The sequence below is a fragment of the Paraburkholderia sp. D1E genome (assembly GCF_052682275.1).
The window spans coordinates 4,086,702-4,107,497 of record NZ_JBQYMB010000001.1; the positions used below are offsets into that span (position 1 = coordinate 4,086,702).

The window sequence follows — 20,796 nt, forward strand, 5'->3', positions numbered from 1 at the left end:
ATTCCATCTATTACAGGCCGCTACTTGTCGAAAGCTTATGCGCCGCGTTATATATAGCCAGATACAACGACACAAAAATAGATACATCAAGGTCCATGACTCGCACAATCAACGCCTTTCAGGCGCTCACACTCGTATCAGCAGGAATGGGCGCGACATTCTCAGTCCATGCCCAGGACGACGGAATCCAACTCACACCCGTAGTCGTCACTGGAATATCTCCCACCCAATACCCGTCGTATCAGATCGACCGAACGAAAGTTGGACCGCTTGGCGAGAAAGAACTTCTTGATACGCCGTACTCGATTAGCGTCGTCCCATCATCGCTTGCGGAGAATCAGCAACTCCAGAGCGTGCGGGAAGCGTTTCGCTTCATCCCGACGGTTCAGGGCGAAAATATCCGCCCTCAGACTCGGGGGCTGCAAGCGGGAGTTGTCCAGAACACGCGGATCGATGGCCTCAGTATCGCTGCGACAACAGACTATCCAATCGAGCAATTCGAGCAGATTGAGGTTCTAAATGGCCTGGCCGGTACCCTATATGGGCCCGCCAGTCCTGCCGGCACGTTCAACTACGTGCTCAAACGGCCCACCGCCGAGCCGTTACGCGAGTTCACGCTCGGCTACGCGTCACGCCAGTCCTTGACTGAACATCTGGACCTCGGAGGACACTTCGGCAACGACGACCGCTTCGGCTATCGGCTGAATCTGCTCAACCAGAACGGTGAGGGATATGTGGAGGGCAGTCGCCTGCGCAGGCAACTGGCAAGCCTCGCGTTCGACGTTCGTTTCACCCCGGACACGAAGCTTGAGACCAATTTCAGCACGTACCACTATCTGTCGACTGGATTCCCAGGAACGTTCGCATTGGCGCGTAACGTGCCCTTTCCCAGTGCGCCCGACCCTACACGTCCGGGCTACGGCCAATCGTGGGCGGGTGATGACAACGTCACCAACATGTTCAGTGCCACCGTGAAGCACGACTTCAACAAGGACTGGCACTTAAGCGCTGGCGTGTCGAGAGAGACGAATGATCGTGCGTCGACAGTGCCGACCAACACCATCACCAGCAAGACCGGCGCCTATACGACGACCACCGCGACGACCACGTACAGCCTCGACACGATCGTCAGCAACACCGTCGCGCTGAATGGCCATACCGAGCTTGCAGGCCTTTCACACGACGTCTTCGTGTCAAACACGGGTTTCTTCTGGAATCGATACACACCGTATCAGACAGGGGCGATTACGCTGGGCACTGCAAGCATCGACGACCCATTGTCTTTTGCGAAACCTCCGTTGCCCGATTTCTCAAATCGGTACCGGTCCGTCAATACGGTTCAGCAATCGATTAGCGTCGGGGACACGATTGGCTTCAACAAGTATTGGTCGACGCTACTGGCCGCGAGCCAGAGCTGGATACACACAGAGAACTACAACAAGCAGGGCGCGACAACCAGCAAGTACAACGCGAACGGCATCAGCCCGACGGCCAGTCTGATGTTTAAACCGCAAGACAATATGACGGCGTATCTGACGTACGCTGACAGTCTTCAACAGGGGGACAATGCCCCGGCTGGATCAGCAAATGCAGGAGATAGTCTCGCTCCGTACCGAAGCAAAGAATGGGAACTGGGCTACAAAGTCGATGTGAGCCAGGTTACGCTCGGCGCCGCCCTTTACCGCATCGAGCGGCCGTACGCATATGTAGGCGCGAACAACGTTTTTGCTGAACAAGGTCAACAAGTTAATCGCGGACTTGAACTGACTGCGACAGGCGCGGTGACACGAGATCTCAACATCTTCACGGGGATCTCGCTACTCGATCCCCGCCTGTTCGACACAGGCTCGGCGTCTACCAGTGATAAACAGATCCTCGGCCTGTCGCGCGTCGTATTCAATGCGCTACTTGATTACTCCGTGCCGGCCGTCGCCGGTCTCGGGTTCAACATCAACATGAACTACGCAAGCCGTCGGCCGGGCAACTATACGAACACAGACTATGTCGACGGCTATACCGTCGTTGATCTCGGTGCGCGCTACAGAACGAAAATTGCTGGCAAATCAGTAACGCTGCGCATTGCCGTCGACAATATCACCAACCGCCAGTACTGGGCCAACATCACGCCAAGTGGACAAAGTGGCTACAGCGGCTCCGACAATGGTACAGGCACGCTTGGCGCTCCTCGTACCGTCCGCGCTTCGCTACAAATCAATCTCTGAACAAGGACCGGCATATGGTACTTCGCACCCTTCTTTTCGTCGTTCTCGGTAGCACCGTGAGCATCGCGTCGGCGCAGCAAGCACCCGCCGCTCCAGTTGTCACGATCTATGCTGCCGGAAGCATGGGCGGCGCACTCGCCTCTATCGCGCGGCAATACACGACGGAGTCCGGCCAGAAAATTGATCTCGTTACAGGGCCAGCAGGTCTTCTGCTAGACAAGATCGAGAATTCCGCCAAGGCGGATATTTTTGTTTCCGCGAATATGGCGCATCCGCAGCGCCTGACGGCGGAAGGAAAGGCTGCCCCTACTGTTGTCTTTGCGAGAAATCGGGTTTGCGTTCAGGCCCGCCCGGACGTCGGCCTCACAACGGACAATCTGCTCGACAAACTGCTCGATCCGAATGTCAAGATCGGCACCTCAACACCAAAGGCAGACCCGGGCGGTGACTATGCATGGGCGTTGTTCGCGAAGGCTGACTCAGTCCGTCCCGGAGCGAAGCAGATTCTGGAGACGAAAGCGCAGCAACTGGTTGGTGGCCCAGCAGCGCCTCGGGTTCCAGCTGGTCAGAATCCCGTGAAATACTTTATGGCGACGCGGCGCGTCGATGTCTTCATCGGCTATTGCAGCTCTCACGAAACAAAGCCCGATTCGAGCCTTGTGCAGGTCGAACTCCCGGCCAACCTCAGTATCTCCGCAGACTATGGAATGACAGTCCTGGAGTTGCCGCAGACCGCTACCACGCGAAACGCCGCTTACCGGCTTGCCTTGTACCTGATGAGCCCGGAGGCACAGGACGTCCTCACACGTTACGGGTTCACGCCGGTCGCGCGCCAATAGCATCTCCGCCGTCCGACGCGCTATGGCGTTCGCTTTCGCCGGACGGTGTGATTCGACAGAGCGTCCAGATTGCGCTCTGAGGTCGGTGATCGGCGGCACGCGCGCTCGTTGGCCACGACTGCCAATAGCCCGGCGAGGTCATCTCGAGGAACGGCCGCTTTCGTTGGATGCTGTTGAACGTCGAATAGCGTGATGCCGGTGTCGTTGCTCGCGTGCGCGCCGCGCGCTGGCAGCGGCGCACCTAGCGGGTGCAGCGGTTACTTCGCGGTTATCCCTGCGTCCAGGTACTTGTGCGTCAACCGGTCTATCGTGCCGTTTTGTTTGAGTTGCGCGATCGCTGCGTCGAGCATCTGTAGCGTGTGCGAGTCGGCTTTGCGCACACCGATCACGCTGCTTGCAGAGAGCAGCGCCGGATCGACGATCTGCGCGCCGGCCAGTTCGAAGTTCCTGCCCTCGGGTTTCGCGAGAAATCCCAGTTGGGCAGCGGCGCCGACCACCAGCGTACCGTCGAGCCGTCCGTTCATGAGGTCTGCGTAGACGCTGTTCTGGTCCTGATACTCGACAATCATCACCCCGTGCGCGGCCCAGTTCAGCCTCGCGAAGGCCGCTTGCGTCGACCCTTGCAGCACCCCGATACGCTTGCCGGCGAGCGATGCCGCATTCGGCTGAAGATGAGCGCTCTTCGCGGCGACGAGGCGGATGTCCGCTGGATAGAGCGGTGTCGAGAAATCCATCACCGCACGTCGCGCGGCCGTGGCCGCGAGCGAAGCATTGATTGCATCGAACTTGCGCGATTGCAGCCCGGCGATCAACCCGTCAAAACTCCCCTCCACCCATTCGCATTTCACATGGGAGGCGGCACACAGGGCATTGCCGATTTCGATGTCGAGCCCCGCGAGCTGGCCGCTCGGCAATTTGTACTCGTACGGCGGATACGTCGGATCGGTACCGAAACGCAAGGTTTCGGCCTGCGCAGACGGTGCGGCGATGAGCGCGGCAGCGGCGAGCGCCGAGCCGAGCACCGCCAGCAGGTGCTGGTTCATAGGTATCTCCTGACTGGATTGAGTGGGTGTTTTCCTGACGCGAAAAGATGGGCTACGCGTCGAGGCGCGCGAGCGCCAGCGTCACGAAGAAGCGCACACCGAGCGGCAGCACCTCGTCGTTGAAGTCGAACTCGGGATGATGGCAATAGACCCCGCCCTGGCCGAGGAGCACGTAGGCTCCGGGGCGACGCAGCAGAAATTCGGAGAAGTCCTCGGAGCCATTGAGCGGCGGGAAATCGCGCAGAACGTTCGCTGCACCGAACACATCTGCCGCTGCGGCGGCTGCGGCCTCGGCCTGCTCGCGATGGTTGATCGTCGCGGGCGAACTGCCGTAGAACGTCACGGCGATCTCGCATTCGGTCGCGAGCGCGACGCCCGCGCAGATCGACTCGATACGCGCCTTCATCCGTGCGCGCACGCTTTCGTCGAACGTACGCACGGTGCCCGTCATCTGCGCGTGTGAAGGAATCACGTTCGACGTGCTGCCCGCATGAATGCTGCCAATGCTGAGCACGGCGGCCGAAGCCGGGTCGATCGCGCGACTCACGACAGTCTGCAGCGCGCAGATGAGCTGCGCCGAAGCCGCGATCGGATCCTTCGTCCTTTCCGGCGACGAGCCATGACCGCCGACGCCGTTCACGTCGATTCGCAACTCGTCGCACGACGCCAGCATGGCGCCGTCGCGCACGCCGAACGTGCCCGGCGCGAAATGCGGCGCATTGTGCATGGCGTAGATTTCGTCGAACGGAAAGCGGGTTTCGAGCCCGTCTGCCAGCATGGCCAGCGCACCGCCGCCGGTTTCCTCGGCGGGCTGAAAGATCAGCACGAGCGTCCCTGCGAAATCTCGATGACGGCTGAAATGGCGCGCCGTGCCGAGCAGCATCGCTGTATGGCCGTCATGGCCGCAACCGTGAAATACCCCTTGCCGCAAGGAGCGGTGCAACGGGCGCCCTTCTTCTTCCATCGGCAGCGCGTCCATGTCGGCGCGCAACGCGATTACGCGCCCAATGCCCGACGTCGTGCGCGTGCCGTGAATGACGCCAATCACGCCCGTTTTGCCCACACCCGTGTGTGTTTCAATATCCCAGGCGCGCAGTTTCGCGGCGACGAGTTCGCTCGTGCGTGTCTCGTCGAACGCCGTCTCCGGATTGGCATGAATGTCTCGCCGCAATGCAACGAGTTCGTCGATATCGGCGTCGATGACGTTCAGTCCCACTGTCCCTCCTTGTCTTGAGTGCCTCCGGCTGCGCCTCACAGACGGCGGCGGAGTGGCTATACTAGCCAGCGCCGCGACTGGTCAATTTCCAGTTTTTTATGTACATAGCCAAAGCTTATGGGCCGCGGAAACCATGAAAACCACCCAATTGCGCACCTTCGTGGCTGTTGCCGAGTACGGCACGCTGATGGCTGCCGCCGAAGCACTGTGCCTGTCGCAGCCCGCTGTGACCAAGAGCATCAAGGAGCTGGAGGCGCGCCTCGGCGTGCAGCTGCTCGTGCGCAGCGGCTCGGGCATCCGCCTGACGTCGTATGGCGAAGCGCTGCTCAGGCGTGCGCGCACCGTCGTTACTGAAATCGCGCGGGCCGAGCAGGAACTGGAGGAGATGAAGTCGTCGGCTGGCCGGACACTCGAGATTGGCGTATCGCTGCTCGCCGCCTCAATCGTCGTGCCGGACGCGATCCACGCGTTCCGTACGCGCTTTCCCGACGTGCAGCTCGACGTGCACGAGTACCAGACAACACGGCTCATCGACGGCCTGCGCGACGGCTCGTTCGACATGTGTATCGGTTTTACCAGCGAAGGGGACCCGAGCAACGAGTTCCGCGTGACACCGCTCGGCACCGTGTCGCAATCGCTGGCGGTCAAACCAGGCGATCCGCTTGCGGGTGAGAAACAGCTTGCACGTTTGCGGGACGCGCACTGGCTCTACAATTACACGCGCAAGAGCGTGCCCCCATTCTGGGCCGCACTGATCGCGCACGCGGGCGCCACAGCAGGGACGATTGCACCGCCGTCGCGCGTGACGGTGTGCACCGCGCGCAGGCTCTATACGGAGCTCGCCAGCGAGGCCGGGGTGGTGAGCGTCTGGCCAGACTTTCAGCTAAACGAGGAAATCGAGCGCGGCACGCTGGAGCGTGTTGCACTCGATTTCGCGCTACCTCGCCTCGCGCTCAGCCTGATACATCGCAAGGATCGCGTGCTGGACAACGCGGCGGAGTATTTTATCGACTGTCTGAAGGACAACGCGCTCCCGGATTGAATGCGCGGCGGACGTGACAGCCGCCGGCTTCCCTACGCTACCCTACATGCAAATCTCGCGTCGGCGCATGCGTGCGTTGCCGCGTCTCCCACCCCTCGGCGAGGCCCACGTCCGCGTTGGACGCCGGCAGCATGGACACCGCCCGGACCAGGTCAGACGCACGTTCGGCGAGCATGATCGTCGGCGCATTCAGATTGCCATTGGGCTCAGTCGGGAATACCGACGAATCGATCACCCGTAAGCCCTCGATACCGTGAACCCGCAACTCGGAGTCGACCACAGCCATATCGTCTTCTCCCATGCGACACGAGCCGCACGGATGCATGGTGCTTTCCAGGTTCGCCCTGACGAAGGCGTCGATCTGCTCATCTGTTTGCACGTCCGGACCAGGCGCGAGTTCGGCATCGCGGAAGCGATCCATCGCCGGCTGACCGATGATTTCCCGGGTCAACCGGACGCAGCGTCGAAATCCTTCGCGGTCCTCTTCGCGATCCAGGTAGTTGAAGCGGATCTCCGGGTGCGTATAGGGATCGGCTGACGTCGCTCGAATATAGCCTCGGCTCTTCGGCTTGTTCGGTCCGGTCAGCACCATGAACCCGTGGCCCTTGAGCGGCTTGTCGCCGTCATAGCGCATGGCTGCCGGCGAGAAATGGAATTGAATGTCCGGCCAGCGCAATCCCGCTTCTGAGCGGATGAATCCACCCGCCTCGAAATGGTTGCTGGCACCGAGGCCATCCTTGAACAAAAGCCAGCGTAGCCCGATCATGAATTTGCTGAACGGGTCCATTTTCGAATTCAGCGTGACGGGTTCCTTGCAGGCGTACTGGATATAAATCTCCGCGTGATCCTGCAGGTTCTCGCCCACGCCCGGCAGGTCATGTTTGACCGCGATCCCCGCCTGGCGCAACACCTCGGCAGCCCCGATGCCGGAGCGTTGCAGCAAGTGGGGCGACCCGATTGGACCCGAGGCGATCAATACTTCCGCACGGCATCGCGCCGTACGCGTGACCCCGCCTTGATCGTACGCGACCCCGACAGCGCGCTTGCCTTCGAGAATCACGTGACGTGTCATCGCATTAGTAACCACGGTCAGATTGGGCCGCTTCATCGCGGGGCGTAGATAAGCGTTTGCTGTAGACCAGCGCACGCCATTCTTGACGGTCATATGCATCGCGCCGAAACCTTCCTGCATATGGCCATTACAGTCGTCCGTCTTGATGTAGCCGGCTTCTGCCCCGGCCTCGATCCACGCACCGTACAGCGGATTCGCCATGTTATTGCCGTTATTGGTGGACAGCGGCCCCTCCGAACCCCGGTACTCGTCGCCACCAAACTTGTAGCTCTCCGCGCGACGGAAATAGGGCAAGCAGTTGCGATAACCCCAGCCTCGCGCGCCAAGCTCCTCCCATTCGTCGAAGTCGCACGCGTGTCCGCGAATATAGACGAGGCCGTTGATCGACGATGACCCTCCCAGCACCTTGCCGCGCGGGCAGTGCAACTGGCGGCCATTCAGATGCGCTTCGGGGGCGGTCTGATAACGCCAGTTGTATTTGGTCGTATTCATCGGCATCGAAAACGCGCTCGGCATCTGAATGATGACGCTGCGATCGCTGCCGCCGTATTCCAGCACCAGAACGCGGACCGCAGGGTCCTCGGTGAGCCGGTTGGCCAATACACATCCGGCCGATCCGGCGCCCACAATGATGTAATCGAATTGCTCGGTAACCATGATATTTGCCTGCTTTCTGGATCTTGACGAATTCGTCTGTGGATCAGTAGCGACTCGTGTCGCCGGTGGTGTATTGCGGTGATGTCTTCTCGATCTGGGCAATGACCGATGCTTCGTACTTCAGATCGAGCGAACGCGACAACACGTAGTAGGCAATGCCCGAGACGAACAGACCAACCAGCCAGGCCAGATCGACGCTGCCCATCGCACGTGAAAACGGGCCGACATACACTTCGTTTGAGCCGTCGAGGACGCAGAAGAACGGAATCATCGAGACAAAGCCGGTCGCATAGGCCAGCAAACCGCGCGCGCCCCATTTGCCGTACAGATTGTTGTCAGGCATGAAGAAGTGCGGAATCGCATAGCGCCCCTTGCGGACAAAAAAGTAGTCCGTCAGATTGACCGCGGTCCAGGGCACCAGAAAATACAGCATGACGACGAGGTAAATATTCAGGACGGAGAGTCCCTTACCCGAGGTATAGATGCTCAGCGCCACGCCGAGCTGAAGGATCACCACGAAGACAATTGCCAGAATGCGAGTCCTGAGAGTCGGCTGGACTTTCCGGAACGAATCAACTGCCGTGATAGCCGTCAATTTGGCGCTATAGATGTTCATTGCGATCACCGGCAGAAACGCCAGGATCGTGACGGCAACCACAATGCTTCCCATACCTGGTGCCAGGTCGTTACCCACCTGATCCAACGCGACCAGTACATCGGTTGCGTGCAGATGGTCCGCGAGCCAACCCCCAATCGCGATCATCCACGCGCCCGACAGCGATGCGCCCAGGAACACCGCCGCGATCAGCTTACCGCTCGGCGTGTTTTTCGGCAGGTAGCGCGAATAGTCCGATACATAGGGTGCGTAAGCGATGTTGTAGCTGGCGGCGGCTGCGAATTGTGCAATGAATGCAATCCAGTTGAAGCCGAGTGGTGGTGTCGGCGCCGCGCCCGGTGCGACGGAGGCGAGCGGCACGTCATGCACCCAGTGCATCAGGACGGCCACTGTTACGAGGCCGTAAAGGGGAAGCGACAGATACAACGCCCATTTGAAACTGCGGTGCATCCAGTCATGCCCGAGAATGGCCAGAATCGAAGCCGGCAGCGTGACTGCCAACGCCACCTTGACGGGGTCCCAGTTGAACAGCGCTTTGAGACCCTGCATCATCAACACCAGGTTGACGATGTTGAATCCAGCAAACACGAATAGCGTCGCCAGCAAGACCACGATGACCCCGCGATAGCCGAACTGCGCTCTCGACTGAATCATCTGCGGCAAACCAAGATGAGGACCTTGCGATCCGTGAAAGGCCATGAACAACGTGCCGAACATAATGCCCAGCGTGCCGGCTATCGTCGTCCACAGCGCGCTCAGGCCAATGCTGGGACCAACAAAACCAATAGTCATGGTGAAGAACGTGAAATTACCCAGAAACCAGAACGGTCCCTGCCTGGATAGCCTGTCGGTTCTTTCGTTACCTGGAATGAAGTCGATTGAATGGCCCTCGATGGCACCCGACTCGACCCCAACTACCGCGCGTTCAACTGTTTCGTCTGTTGCTTGCATCATGTACCCCTGGCTGCAATGAGAGGTTGATGGAATAGAGATGGATCCGGCATGCGTGCTGGCCGCGACTTCCGCTCGTCACGTGGCGCTCGGCTCACGTTTATTCGAGGCGGCGTCGTTAGCGTATTTGCGCTTCAGTGCAGCGTGATCCAGACCGCCTTGGTCTCCATCAGATGATCCAGTTGCTCGGGGCCAAGGTCCTTGCCGAAGCCGGACTCCTTGAATCCGCCGAACGGCATTGACGGATCAATGGTGCTATGTGCATTGACATAGACCGTGCCGGCGCGCAACTGCGGGATCAGCTTGTGCACGCGGTTCAGGTCATTGGAGTAAATCGCGGCGGCAAGACCGTACGGCGAATCGTTTGCCAGCGACAACGCATCATCCAGGTCGTCAAAGGGCGCGGTCACCAGCACTGGGCCGAAGATCTCTTCGCGAACTATCTTCATGTCGCTGCGGCAATGCGCAAAGATGGTCGGCTCGACGAAATAGCCTGGCCGGTCCAGTACATGGCCACCCTGCACAACTTCCGCGCCTTCGCGCCGCCCCGCTTCGATATAGGAAGAGACGCGATCCTTCTGAAGCGCAGAAACGAGCGGGCTGATGAAACAATCCCGATCCAGACCGGGGGCGATCTTCAGCTTGCGGGTGTGTTCAATCAGCGCGCCAATGAACTTGTCGTGAATGCCGCGCTGGATGTAGACCCGTGTCCCCGCATCGCAGACCTGTCCGGAATTGAAGAAGATGCCGTTTGCGACCGCCTGGGCCGCCGCCTCGACGTCGGCGTCCTCCAGCACCAGCACCGGTGACTTGCCACCCAGTTCGAGCGTGAGGCGTTTGATGCCTCCCACGGCCGTGTGTCCGACAGTACGGCCCACCTCGGTGGAACCCGTGAACGTGATTTTGTCGATGCCAGGATGGGCGGCCATGGCCGCACCAATTTCGCGTCCACGTCCCGTTATGACGTTCACGACGCCGTCAGGAATCCCGGCCTCCTGCACCAGCTCCGCGAAGCGCAGGGTCGATAGAGAAGTCAGTTCGGCGGGCTTGATCACTGTGGTGCAACCGGCGGCAAGCGCTGCGGCCACCTTCCATGCCATTGTTTGCAACGGGAAGTTCCACGGCACGATCACGCCGATCACACCGATGGGTTCCTTGCGCGTATAGGCAACGTATTCACCCGGCAGAGAGGGTTCAACCGTGCGGCCGTGGAGCTTTGACGCCCACCCGGCAAAATAGCGGAAGGTGTCGATCGTGCCTTGAACGTCGACGTCACGCGCATTCGCGACGGACTTGCCTACGTCGATCGATTCGATCTCGGCCAGTTCAGTTGCATTCGCCTCAATCAGATCAGCGAGTCGATGAAGCAGCCGTTCCCGCTCAAGCGGCTTGAGCCTGCGCCATGATCCGCCATCGAATTGTTTGCGGGCAGCTTCGACCGCACGATCCAGATCCGCGGTGGTGCCCAAGGGAATGTGCGTGATCAGCCCGGTGGTGGACGGCTCGATCACGGCACAGGATTCCCGGTCACCTTGCGGCACCCACGCGCCACCAATAAACATTTTCTGCGGCTTGATGAGAAAGCGTTGCGTCTCTTCAAGGACGCCAAACTTCTCCAGGTAATTTCGTGCGACGGTATCCATCTTTGTCTCCTGTGTTACGGATTGACTGCAATTCGGCCTCTAATGGGCCAGTTTCATGCGCGTAGGTCCGCGCGTTCCTGCAACGCCTGGCGAGGACCTCGCGGGATCGCGAGAGGGGTCGGCCGCTCACAAACAACCGGAGGTCCATCGATATAAACGTGGCTTGTAGCTACGCGGCGTTTTGAGAGACTATGGACGACATGCCCGAGGGTAAAAATCACGTGAATCAGATGTTCATATCGGGAATATCGAAGCAAGCGGTGCAATAGGAGCGACGACGGTGATCCAGTTGCAGGACGTGGACCTCAAACTACTGAGGGTTTTCATGACGGTGGTACGGTGCGGAGGGTTTTCCGCCGCGCAGGCGACCCTGAACGTCAGCCAGTCGACGATCAGCGAGCAGATGACGACGCTCGAAACACGATTGGGGCTCAAGCTTTGCGAGCGCGGGCGGAGCGGATTTCGCCTCACCGAACACGGCATGGCGACGTACGAGGCGGCGCAGCGGTTGCAGGTGGCGGTAGAAAGCTTCTGTGTGGATACCGATGCGTTAAAAAAGCACATCTCGGGAAAGCTGTACCTCGGCATCATCGACAACACCGTAACCGACTCGGCCTCGCCGCTGCCGCAGTCACTGCAAACGTTCGTATCGCGGGGACACGACGTGCATCTGGATGTCTACGTGGGCACGCCTGCCGAACTGGAGGAGCGTGTGCTGGACGGCCGGCTGCACATTGCCGTGGGGCATTTCCCGCTTCATGTGCCGGGGCTAACCTACACGGATCTCTACTGCGAACCGGACGGCCTGTATTGCGGACAGAGTCACCCGCTTGCCGGCCGCTCGCAGGCCGATAACGCGCTCGAACAGGCCATCGCGTCGAGCCGTGTCGTTGCACGGGGCTATCTGCAGCAGCACGACCTTCAAATGCTCAAGGTAAGTAAAGCCGCAGCAACCGTCGACAATATCGAGGCACAGGCGATCCTTATTCTATCGGGGGCATACATTGGATTTCTACCGATCCACTACGCTGCCCGATGGATCGCGCGCGGCGAGATGCATCAGATATGCCCGGACCAGTTCGGTACCCAGTGGCCATTTTGCGCGATCATACGGCGGGCCGCCGTGCCCCCGACCATCCTGCAGGTATTCATGATCGACCTGATGGAAAGCTACCGTACGGCCGAGCAGAAGGCGCACATGGGGCAGGCTTAGGGTTGTGCAGACGCAAGAGGCGTCGGCTCGCCATTTCGATAGTGATAGATGGTGATGGGTGAATCCGTGAGGTCGCGGTTCCTGTCGAACCGGTAGTGGCCCGACACACCGCGAGAATCGATGTTCGCCAGCGCAGCGCGGTACTGGGCTGGTTCGATCGAGTTCGCCTTCGTCATCGCTTGCGCCACGATGTTCACGCCATCGTACAAGGCAGCGCTGTAGGTTAGCGGATCGGTTTGAAAGCGTCGCTTGTAGTCCGCCTTGAACCGGCGGCCTTCCGGTGTTTGATCCAGGACGGGGCCGCCTTGCGGGCAATACACGCGCGCGTCGACCGAATCGCCACCAAGTTTCGCCAGTTCGGCATTACACATTGCATCGCCGCCCAGCAGGTAGCCATTCATTGCGAGGCGCCTCATCTGCTTGCGCAACGCACCGGCCTGCGCGTAGTAGCCACCGTAGAAGATTCCTTCCGCGTTGGCACCCTTGACGTGCGTGAGAATCGATACGAAGTCAGTCGCCTTGTCGGTTGTATATTCCCGATCCACAATCTCGATGCCGTTGGCTTTAGCCGCCTTGACGAATTCATCGGCGACGCCCTGGCCATACGCGGTGCGATCGTCTATCACGGCGATACGTTTGATCTTCAGTTCCTTTGCCGCAAATTCTCCCATCCGGCTGCCTAGTTGGGTGTCGCTGGCGGAGATGCGAAACACGAACGGATAGTCGTGCTGCGTGATCGACGGATTCGACGCGACGGTCGCCATCACGATGCCTGATCCGTTCACGAGGTTCGAGATCGGAATCGCGACACCGGAATTAAACGGCCCGAAAATAACCTTCACGTTGGCGTCCACCAGGCCTTGCGCGACCGTCATACCGGTACGCGGATCGGCGGCGTCGTCTTGCGAGACCAACTCGAAGCGAGTTTTCTGACCACCGATCACGAGACCCTCGGAATTCAGACGCTCGATCGCCATTCTCACGCCGTTTTCGTCGTCCTTGCCGATGGCGGCTTGCGGGCCGGTCAACGGCCCCGTCAGACCGATCTTGACGACCTGCTCACCCGCTGTCGCGCTCAGGGAGATCATGCTCAAAGCGACTGCTGTCAACCAGCTTGCACCTGCGTATGGCTTCTTCATCATGCTCTCCTCACCTCGAGTGGTGTGCCAGACCGTGTCGCCGACGAGCGGCGAACCTTACCGGCATGGCACAGATAACATCGCTTGACCCCATCCGTCGCGACCGATCTTCCGATGGTCGGACAGTTGGATTGATGGCAATTCTGTGTAGCCAAATTCCCCAATAAAATGCACCATTGATGAAATGCACTTCGGAAACCCCCGAAGTAATCGAGGGGCGCCACCATGCAAGTTCAGGACACGGATCTCAAGCTATTGCGAATTTTCGAAACCATCGTGCGATGCGGTGGCTTTGCGGCTGCGCAGCCCATTCTCAACATCGGCGCATCGAGTATCAGCGAATACATGTCGCAACTGGAGACGCGACTCGGACTGCGGCTATGTGAACGCGGACGCGCCGGTTTCCGGCTCACCGAGGAAGGCGCGGAACTGCACGCCGCCGCGCAACGTCTGCTCGGCGCGGTCGACACGTTTCAAATGGAAGCTGGCGCACTGCGCAATCAGCTCTCCGGCGTGTTGCGCTTCGGCATGATCGAGGCGACGTTGACCGACAAGTACTCGCCTCTACCCATGGCAATTCGCGAGTTCGGTCAGATGGCGCCAGAAGTTCGCCTGCATGTGCAGATCGAAACGCCGGGAAGCATGGAGCAGCACGTGCTGGATGGTCGTCTGCATCTCGCCGTGGGGCCATTTCCTGTGCACATTCCCGGCCTCGATTACCTGCCGCTCTATCGTGAGGAACAGGGACTCTATTGTGCGTCGACTCATCCGTTGCACGAACGGGCGAGCGGCAGGGTTCCTGTTTCGGTGCTCAGTAAGCAGCGACTGGCGGCCCGCGCGTATCTCGGCAACCAGGAATTGAAGTTGCTGCACATGCCGGAAGCCGCGGCCTCCGTCGATAACGTCGAGGGCCGGGCCATGCTGATTCTGTCCGGCAACTATATCGGCTTTCTGCCGCCTCACTACGCGCTGCCTTGGGTGGACAACGGCTTGTTGACCCGCATCGATCCCGAGCACTACGTGACGCATCTGGATTTTCAGATAATCACGCGCAAAAGCGGCGAATCGGCACGGGTCGTACAGGCTTTTTGCAACCAGTTGCGGGCTGCGGCCAAAGAACTGGGCCGCGCCTCGCGAAGCGGCAAGTAGCGCCCGCGGCTAATATATCGGCCATAGGTGACCGGGTATCACGTTCAACGCGCCGAAAAGCAATTACGCGCAAATCAGCGAGAAAGGTTTCGTTTGACTTTGCGTTGATGCATGACACGACCGATGGTGTTCAGCAGCAATTGCGCAGCAAGAATTGAAGTCGAACCCGAATGGTCGTAATCAGGTGCAACTTCCACGAGGTCGATGCCGATCACCTCGCCTTGCTCTGCGAGACCCGCGAACAGTTCGAGTCCTTCGTAATACAGCAAACCGCCGTGGCTCGGCGTGCCCGTGCCAGGCGCGATTGAAGGATCGAAACCGTCGATGTCGATCGTCAGGTAATAACGCACGCCCTTCGGGATGCGGTCCAGCACACCCTGGATACCGAGGCGGCGGAGATCGCGCACCGAGATAATGTCCGAGCCCATCTCACGCGCTTGCGCATAGCCCTCGCGCGCAGTCGACGACACGTTGCGAATGCCGATTTGCGTCATGCCCGACACAACGCTTTTCTCTGCCGCGCGCCGCAGCGGATTGCCGTGGCCGTACCGCACACCATGACGCTCGTCGACGAAATCGAGGTGCGCGTCGATATGAACGATATGAAACGGCTCCTGACCTTCGAACGCGTTGATGCACGGAATGTTGATCGAGTGATCGCCGCCCATCACCACCGGCAACGCGCCTGCCGCCAATATCTTGCGCACGCCGTATTCGATGTTCGAGTGGCTCTTTTCAGTGTTGGTGTGAACCATGTCCGCATCGCCGATATCGACGATACGAACTTCGTTGCTAGGCAGATAAACGACATCGTCTTCGAAGTCGTATGCACCGCCGTGGCCGAACGAGAACAGTGTCGACGCATCGCGAATCGAACGTGGGCCGAAGCGCGCCCCGGCACGCCACTGGGTGCCGCAATCGAAGGGCGCGCCCATTACCGCGACATCCGCATCGATCTTGTCCCAGTCGAGACACAACGGGGATTTCGCGAACGTGCAGATCCCCACAAACGGCAAATTGAGCCGACCCGTTTCGTAGCTGTTTTCAGACATGATTGCCTCCGTCCTGTTTTATTCGTCCAGATATGGGCGACGCAGAGGCGCCGCCCTCTCCATTGCTGCAGCAACGCTCTTTGTCAGAAGCGAGTGGTGCATCTGAAACGGAGTCTAGGCAAACAAAATCAACGGAAAAATGCCAAAAACAAGAACTACACTTCGGGAGAGTCCGAAGCAATGTTTAAACGTTGCGGGACCGTCGTGTTCATCAAAGGTTCGGTCGCAGGTATCCAGCCGCAACTTTATTTGCAGCATGGACAAATGTGTATGACGCACAAGTTCCGTTGAATCAATAACTTAGCCTGCCACCTCAGACCAGATTCCATTTATACGGACCTGGAGCAAAAACGGTCAACGTTGGCGAAACAGAAGGCTTAAGCTATCGTCACGCCTTGGCGCAGCATCGCGACGGCTGAATCGCGCAATCGCTCCGCGCACTTCTTCAAACGCACCGTCCTAGGTCTATGAGCCAAGCCCTGCCGCCGTCTTCCGCCGTTCCTGTCAGCGCCGAACCGGCCCCGGACAAACCGGGCGATTCCTACGTGCAGTCGTTCGCGCGAGGTCTCTCGGTGATCCGCGCGTTCAATGCCGCCCGCCCCGAACAGACGCTCACGGACGTCGCGGCCGCTACCGGCCTGACACGCGCCGGCGCACGCCGCATCCTGCTGACCCTGCAGACGCTCGGCTACGTGGAGGCCGAAGGCCGCCTGTTCCGCCTCACACCGAAGATTCTCGACCTCGGTTTCGCGTATCTGACCTCGATGCCGTTCTGGAATCTCGCCGAACCGGTGATGGAAACGCTATCGGCGCAGGTTCACGAAAGTTGCTCGGCGGCCGTGCTCGACCGCACCGAGATCGTCTACGTGCTGCGCGTGCCGACTCACAAGATCATGACCATCAACCTGTCGATCGGCAGCCGCTTGCCGGCGTATTGCACGTCGATGGGCCGGGTCCTGCTGTCCGCGCTCGACGACGAAGCGCTCGAAGCGACCCTGAGCTCGGCGCCGCTCTACGCTCACACGCCGCGCACGGTGACCGATAAGGAAGAGCTGAAAAAGCTGATCGCGCAGGTGCGCCGCCAGGGATGGGCGATCGTCGATCAGGAGCTGGAAGGCGGCCTGATTTCACTGTCCGCGCCGATTCGCAACCGCCAGGGGCGTGTAATCGCGGCGATGAATATCAGCGGCAACGCTCAGCGTAATTCGGCCAAACAGATGGTGAAGGCATTTCTGGAGCCCTTGCAGCAGGCCGCGCAGACGGTCTCCGAGATGGTTGCGCGGCGCGGTTGATCAATCAATCAATCGGCTTATCCGCCGTTTCCTTCAGCATCGCCACCGCGATCAACGACACCACCACGCACGCCGCCACGTAACCGGCCGGCGCCAGCTTGCTGCCGGTCAGTTTGATCAGCCACGTAGCGACCAGTTGCGCGGTGCCGCCGAATACGCACACGCTCAAGGCATACGCGATCGAAATGCCGGTGGCACGCACACGCCGCGGAAACGACTCGCACATCAACGCAAATTCCGACGCCGATCCCATCGAGTAGAACAGCAGCATCAACGCGGTCGCCGACATGATGACGGGCAACTGCGGAAAGCGGTTGATCAGCATGAAGGCCGGAAACAGCAGCAGCACCAGCACGCCACGCCCGAACAGAATCGGCCGCTTACGGCTGCCGATACGGTCTGACAGCATGCCGAACACCGGACACATGATGAGCATGACGAAACCCGACGCGACGCCGACCAGCATCGACAGCGACATCGGCAGGCCGAGCGTGTGGATCGCATAGGTCGGCATATAGAAGGTCAGGATGTAGGTCGAGACCGTGCCGCCCATGACGGTGAGCGTAATCAGCACCAGCGGACGCAGATGCTCCGTGAAAAGTTCGTGCAGCACACCGCGCTCGATGGCGTGGCTGTGCGCCCCTGCCGGCTCGTCCGCGAGGCGGCGGCGCAGGTAGATGCCGACCGGCGCGATCAGCACGCCGATCAGAAACGGAATGCGCCAGCCCCAGCTTTCCAGCGACTCTTTCGGCAAAGCGCCCGAAAGCGCCGCCGCAATGCCCGAACCCATCAGCGCCGCGCCGCCTTGCGTCGCCAGTTGCCAACTGGCGCGAAAACCACGCCGCGTGCCGCCGCCCTGTTCCAGCAAGGTGGTGGTCGCCGCGCCGAACTCACCACCCTGTGAGAAGCCTTGCACGAGACGCGCCAGCACGATCAGCAGCGGCGCGGCGAGGCCGATCTGCGCATAGGTCGGCGCAATCGCGATCAGGCCGGTGCTCGCCGCCATCAGCATGATGGTCAGGTTGAGCGCCGACTTGCGGCCCTTGCGGTCCGCATACACCCCGAGCATCACGCTGCCGAGCGGCCGCGTGATGAAACCCGCGGCGAAGGTCGCCACGGACAGGAGCAGCGAAGTCGTGGGATCCGCCGACGGGAAAAACAGCTTACCGATGATCACGGCAAAAAAACCGTACACGGTGAAGTCGAAAAACTCGAGCCAGTTACCGATCACCGCTGCCGCGACTGCGCCGCGGTTGGTGGTTCGGGTAGCGTCGACAGCGTGGCTCGCATCCGTTGTGGCGTTCATCGCGGGTCTTCCTCGTCATTATGATTGTGTGGCTGACGGTGCGAACTCAATGCCCGCTCAACCGCAGCTCATTAGCGCCTGAGTCGCCTTATTGGCCCGGCTTTGGCTCCTCACTGGCCCAGATACCGCTCCACCAGCCGCGTCCAGAATGCCGCGCCGACCGGCAGATTGCGGTCGTTGAAGTCGTAATGCGGGTTGTGCACCATGCAGCCGTCTTCGCCCGCACCGTTACCGATCCGCAGAAACGTGCCGGGCCGTTTCTGCAGCATGAAGGCGAAATCTTCGCTACCCATCAGAATGTCGGTCTGCTCGACCACCTTGTCGTCGCCGACCAGCTCGCGCGCCACCTGCACCGCGAAATCCGTTTCGGCATCCGAATTGATCACCACCGGATAGCCTTCGATGTACTCCACCACCGCTTTGCCGCCATAGCTCGCGGCCTGGCTTTCGGCGAGTTCCGTAATGCGTTTTTTCAGCAGTGTGCGCACTTCGGGGCTGAACGAACGCACGCTCAACTCCAGTTTCGCGCTGCTCGAAATCACGTTGTTCGCGGTGCCCGCATGCATCGAGCCGACCGTCACCACCGCCGGCTGCGACGGATCGACGTTACGCGCCACGATCGTCTGCAACGCCATCACAATGCTCGCCGCCACCACCACCGGATCGACCGTCAGATGCGGACGCGCCGCATGACCGCCGATACCTTCGATCGTGATGATCGCCTTGTCGCCCGCCGACATGAACGGCCCCTTGCGAAACAGCATCACGCCCGGTTCTTCGCCCGGATGGTTGTGCAGACCGAAGACGGCGTCGCACGGGAAACGCTCGAACAGGCCGTCATTGATCATCTTCATCGCGCCGCTGTCGATGCCGCTTTCTTCGGCCGGCTGGAAGTACAGATGCGCGGTGCCCGAGAAATTGCGGGTGGCGGCGAGATGTTGCGCGGCGCCAAGCAGCATCGTCGTGTGGCCGTCGTGGCCGCACGCGTGCATCTTGCCGTGCGTGCCACTCGCATACGGCAGTCCGGTTTGTTCGATGATGGGTAGCGCGTCCATGTCAGCGCGAATGCCGATGCTGCGCGTGCCATCGCCCACTTTCAGCGTGCCTACCAAGCCAGTTTGACCGACCCCTCGCGTGACCTGCCAGCCCCATTGTTCGAGCTTCTCAGCCACCAAAGCGCTGGTTTGCACTTCCTCGTAGGCGAGTTCCGGATGGTGATGGATGTGATGGCGGATCTCGCGCAGGCTTTCGGCGGCAGGCACCAGGTCGGACACTTCGGTAAAACGCGCGGCTTCGCTCATCTATCGCTCCATGGGAATTCACGCCGCATAACGCGGCAAACAGGCAAGCACTATAGCTACGCCGTTTTGTTCGAATAAGATGCTGTTTTTTTCACCCTGATTAACAAGCTTTATATACGGGATTACCCTCATGAAGCTGCAACAACTGCAAGCATTCGTCGCCGCCGCCCATCATCGCAGTCTGCGCGCCGCCGCGCGCGAGCTCGGCGTAACGCAACCGGCCGTCACGCACTCAATTCGCGAGCTGGAAAACGCATTGAATGCCGAGTTGATGGTGCGCAGCGTGCGCGGCGTCGAGTTAACGGCGTGCGGGCTTGCGCTGTTGCCGCGCGCGGAACAGTTGCTGGGCGATATGCGCCGCACTGTCGAGGCAGTCGAACAGGTGAAGGGGGAACTGGCCGGCAAGGTGAGCGTGGGCACGATGCCGTCGATCGCGCTGACTGCTCTACCGCATGCGGTTTCGAAGTTTCGCCGTGCGATGCCGCTGGTGAATCTGCATCTGGAAGAAGTCACGATTCCGGATGCCGTCGCGCGTTTGCGCAACGGCGCGCTCGATATCGCGGCGATCCATCATGTGCAGGCGCTCGACAGCGATCTGGTGCAAGCGCCGCTCTACTCGACGCAGTTCGTCGTCGCGATGCGCGCGGGGCATCCATTAGCGAACGTCACGAGCCTGCATGAATTGCTCGACGCGGAATGGATCGTGACCGTGGGCGCCGATCACTTTCCGCATAGCGTGATGATGGCAATGTTCAATGCGCACGGCTTGCCGGTGCCAAAACGGCAACTGCGGGCGCCGTCGTCATTCGCGGTGACGCTCGGGCTAGTGTCGCAAACCGATGTGATCGGTTGCTTTACCAGGCCCCTGGCGCAGATGGTCGCGCCGCTTGGCATACGCATTGCACAGATTGAAGAGGCGCTGCCAAGTTACGACCTCAGCATCATCTCACGGCGCGATTTGTTACCTACGCCGGCGGTGTTGCAGTTTGTGTCGTGCCTGCAGGAAGCGACCAGAGAGCGGATGGCCATGGCCGGGTAGCCAG

Annotated in this window: 16 protein-coding genes; 7 read left to right on the forward strand and 9 right to left on the reverse strand. The window is 60.1% G+C overall.

Annotated features, from left to right (window positions below):
- The first annotated feature begins 95 nt into the window (after positions 1-95).
- On the forward strand, positions 96-2,222 hold the full coding sequence (locus ACUN0E_RS18305) for a TonB-dependent receptor (protein WP_445567524.1): 2,127 nt from the start codon (positions 96-98) through the stop codon (positions 2,220-2,222).
- 14 nt (positions 2,223-2,236) lie between these two features.
- Entirely contained in the window at positions 2,237-3,061 is an 825-nt protein-coding gene (locus ACUN0E_RS18310) for a substrate-binding domain-containing protein (protein ID WP_445567525.1), read from the forward strand.
- Between the two features lie 257 nt (positions 3,062-3,318).
- On the opposite strand, the gene ACUN0E_RS18315 is transcribed toward ACUN0E_RS18310, so the two are convergent.
- Together ACUN0E_RS18315 and ACUN0E_RS18320 are read right to left on the reverse strand one after the other, a co-directional pair.
- Complete coding sequence (locus ACUN0E_RS18315; RefSeq protein ID WP_445567526.1) at positions 3,319-4,104, reverse strand: transporter substrate-binding domain-containing protein; 786 nt, start codon at positions 4,102-4,104, stop codon at positions 3,319-3,321.
- A 52-nt stretch (positions 4,105-4,156) separates the two neighbouring features.
- Positions 4,157-5,320, reverse strand: a complete 1,164-nt coding sequence (locus ACUN0E_RS18320) for an amidohydrolase (protein WP_408237949.1) — start codon at positions 5,318-5,320, stop codon at positions 4,157-4,159.
- Positions 5,321-5,453: 133 nt separating this feature from the next.
- Between ACUN0E_RS18320 and ACUN0E_RS18325 the strand changes: the two genes are divergently transcribed.
- Positions 5,454-6,362, forward strand: a complete 909-nt coding sequence (locus tag ACUN0E_RS18325) for a LysR family transcriptional regulator (protein ID WP_408237952.1) — start codon at positions 5,454-5,456, stop codon at positions 6,360-6,362.
- A 37-nt stretch (positions 6,363-6,399) separates the two neighbouring features.
- Here the strand turns inward: ACUN0E_RS18325 and betA are convergent, their stop codons facing one another.
- The 3 genes from betA to ACUN0E_RS18340 all read right to left on the reverse strand — a co-directional run bounded on the left by betA (position 6,400) and on the right by ACUN0E_RS18340 (position 11,301).
- Entirely contained in the window at positions 6,400-8,091 is a 1,692-nt protein-coding gene (betA, locus tag ACUN0E_RS18330; RefSeq protein WP_445567527.1) for a choline dehydrogenase, read from the reverse strand.
- Positions 8,092-8,134: 43 nt separating this feature from the next.
- On the reverse strand, positions 8,135-9,661 hold the full coding sequence (locus tag ACUN0E_RS18335) for a purine-cytosine permease family protein (protein ID WP_445567528.1): 1,527 nt from the start codon (positions 9,659-9,661) through the stop codon (positions 8,135-8,137).
- A 131-nt stretch (positions 9,662-9,792) separates the two neighbouring features.
- Positions 9,793-11,301, reverse strand: coding sequence for an aldehyde dehydrogenase family protein (locus tag ACUN0E_RS18340; protein ID WP_445567529.1), 1,509 nt, complete (start codon positions 11,299-11,301; stop codon positions 9,793-9,795).
- 280 nt (positions 11,302-11,581) lie between these two features.
- Between ACUN0E_RS18340 and ACUN0E_RS18345 the strand changes: the two genes are divergently transcribed.
- Positions 11,582-12,514: a LysR family transcriptional regulator gene (locus ACUN0E_RS18345; protein ID WP_445567530.1), complete on the forward strand. Its 933-nt coding sequence runs from the start codon at positions 11,582-11,584 to the stop codon at positions 12,512-12,514.
- On the opposite strand, the gene ACUN0E_RS18350 is transcribed toward ACUN0E_RS18345, so the two are convergent.
- The gene (locus ACUN0E_RS18350; protein WP_445570472.1) at positions 12,511-13,653 is read right to left on the reverse strand and encodes a branched-chain amino acid ABC transporter substrate-binding protein; all 1,143 of its coding nucleotides are present in this window, start codon (positions 13,651-13,653) and stop codon (positions 12,511-12,513) included. The two genes, ACUN0E_RS18345 and ACUN0E_RS18350, sit on opposite strands and share 4 nt — an antisense overlap.
- A 225-nt stretch (positions 13,654-13,878) precedes the next feature.
- Between ACUN0E_RS18350 and ACUN0E_RS18355 the strand changes: the two genes are divergently transcribed.
- Positions 13,879-14,802 (forward strand): LysR family transcriptional regulator, encoded by a 924-nt coding sequence (locus tag ACUN0E_RS18355; RefSeq protein ID WP_408237967.1) that lies wholly within the window; start codon positions 13,879-13,881, stop codon positions 14,800-14,802.
- Between the two features lie 74 nt (positions 14,803-14,876).
- Here ACUN0E_RS18355 and speB read toward each other — a convergent pair whose 3' ends face one another.
- Positions 14,877-15,854: an agmatinase gene (gene speB, locus ACUN0E_RS18360; RefSeq protein WP_445567531.1), complete on the reverse strand. Its 978-nt coding sequence runs from the start codon at positions 15,852-15,854 to the stop codon at positions 14,877-14,879.
- A gap of 467 nt (positions 15,855-16,321) precedes the next feature.
- Here speB and ACUN0E_RS18365 point away from each other — a divergent pair, with 467 nt between their 5' ends.
- Positions 16,322-17,146, forward strand: a complete 825-nt coding sequence (locus tag ACUN0E_RS18365; RefSeq protein WP_408237973.1) for an IclR family transcriptional regulator — start codon at positions 16,322-16,324, stop codon at positions 17,144-17,146.
- 4 nt (positions 17,147-17,150) lie between these two features.
- On the opposite strand, the gene ACUN0E_RS18370 is transcribed toward ACUN0E_RS18365, so the two are convergent.
- Both ACUN0E_RS18370 and ACUN0E_RS18375 read right to left on the reverse strand, forming a co-directional pair.
- Positions 17,151-18,452, reverse strand: a complete 1,302-nt coding sequence (locus ACUN0E_RS18370) for an MFS transporter (protein ID WP_445567532.1) — start codon at positions 18,450-18,452, stop codon at positions 17,151-17,153.
- A 110-nt stretch (positions 18,453-18,562) separates the two neighbouring features.
- The gene (locus tag ACUN0E_RS18375; RefSeq protein WP_445567533.1) at positions 18,563-19,753 is read right to left on the reverse strand and encodes a M20 aminoacylase family protein; all 1,191 of its coding nucleotides are present in this window, start codon (positions 19,751-19,753) and stop codon (positions 18,563-18,565) included.
- 130 nt (positions 19,754-19,883) lie between these two features.
- Between ACUN0E_RS18375 and ACUN0E_RS18380 the strand changes: the two genes are divergently transcribed.
- Positions 19,884-20,792: a LysR family transcriptional regulator gene (locus ACUN0E_RS18380; protein WP_408237982.1), complete on the forward strand. Its 909-nt coding sequence runs from the start codon at positions 19,884-19,886 to the stop codon at positions 20,790-20,792.
- Positions 20,793-20,796 lie beyond the last annotated feature (4 nt).

What these genes read in the sequence shown, in the direction of transcription:
- ACUN0E_RS18310 (WP_445567525.1), top strand. Translation starts at nt 2,237, where the DNA reads ATGGTACTTCGCACCCTTCTTTTCGTCGTTCTCGGTAGCACCGTGAGC.
- ACUN0E_RS18340 (WP_445567529.1), bottom strand. Translation starts at nt 11,301, where the DNA reads ATGGATACCGTCGCACGAAATTACCTGGAGAAGTTTGGCGTCCTTGAA.
- ACUN0E_RS18305 (WP_445567524.1), top strand. Translation starts at nt 96, where the DNA reads ATGACTCGCACAATCAACGCCTTTCAGGCGCTCACACTCGTATCAGCA.
- ACUN0E_RS18355 (WP_408237967.1), top strand. Translation starts at nt 13,879, where the DNA reads ATGCAAGTTCAGGACACGGATCTCAAGCTATTGCGAATTTTCGAAACC.
- ACUN0E_RS18315 (WP_445567526.1), bottom strand. Translation starts at nt 4,104, where the DNA reads ATGAACCAGCACCTGCTGGCGGTGCTCGGCTCGGCGCTCGCCGCTGCC.
- ACUN0E_RS18350 (WP_445570472.1), bottom strand. Translation starts at nt 13,653, where the DNA reads ATGAAGAAGCCATACGCAGGTGCAAGCTGGTTGACAGCAGTCGCTTTG.
- ACUN0E_RS18335 (WP_445567528.1), bottom strand. Translation starts at nt 9,661, where the DNA reads ATGATGCAAGCAACAGACGAAACAGTTGAACGCGCGGTAGTTGGGGTC.
- betA (WP_445567527.1), bottom strand. Translation starts at nt 8,091, where the DNA reads ATGGTTACCGAGCAATTCGATTACATCATTGTGGGCGCCGGATCGGCC.
- ACUN0E_RS18380 (WP_408237982.1), top strand. Translation starts at nt 19,884, where the DNA reads ATGAAGCTGCAACAACTGCAAGCATTCGTCGCCGCCGCCCATCATCGC.
- ACUN0E_RS18365 (WP_408237973.1), top strand. Translation starts at nt 16,322, where the DNA reads ATGAGCCAAGCCCTGCCGCCGTCTTCCGCCGTTCCTGTCAGCGCCGAA.
- ACUN0E_RS18370 (WP_445567532.1), bottom strand. Translation starts at nt 18,452, where the DNA reads ATGAACGCCACAACGGATGCGAGCCACGCTGTCGACGCTACCCGAACC.
- ACUN0E_RS18375 (WP_445567533.1), bottom strand. Translation starts at nt 19,753, where the DNA reads ATGAGCGAAGCCGCGCGTTTTACCGAAGTGTCCGACCTGGTGCCTGCC.
- ACUN0E_RS18325 (WP_408237952.1), top strand. Translation starts at nt 5,454, where the DNA reads ATGAAAACCACCCAATTGCGCACCTTCGTGGCTGTTGCCGAGTACGGC.
- speB (WP_445567531.1), bottom strand. Translation starts at nt 15,854, where the DNA reads ATGTCTGAAAACAGCTACGAAACGGGTCGGCTCAATTTGCCGTTTGTG.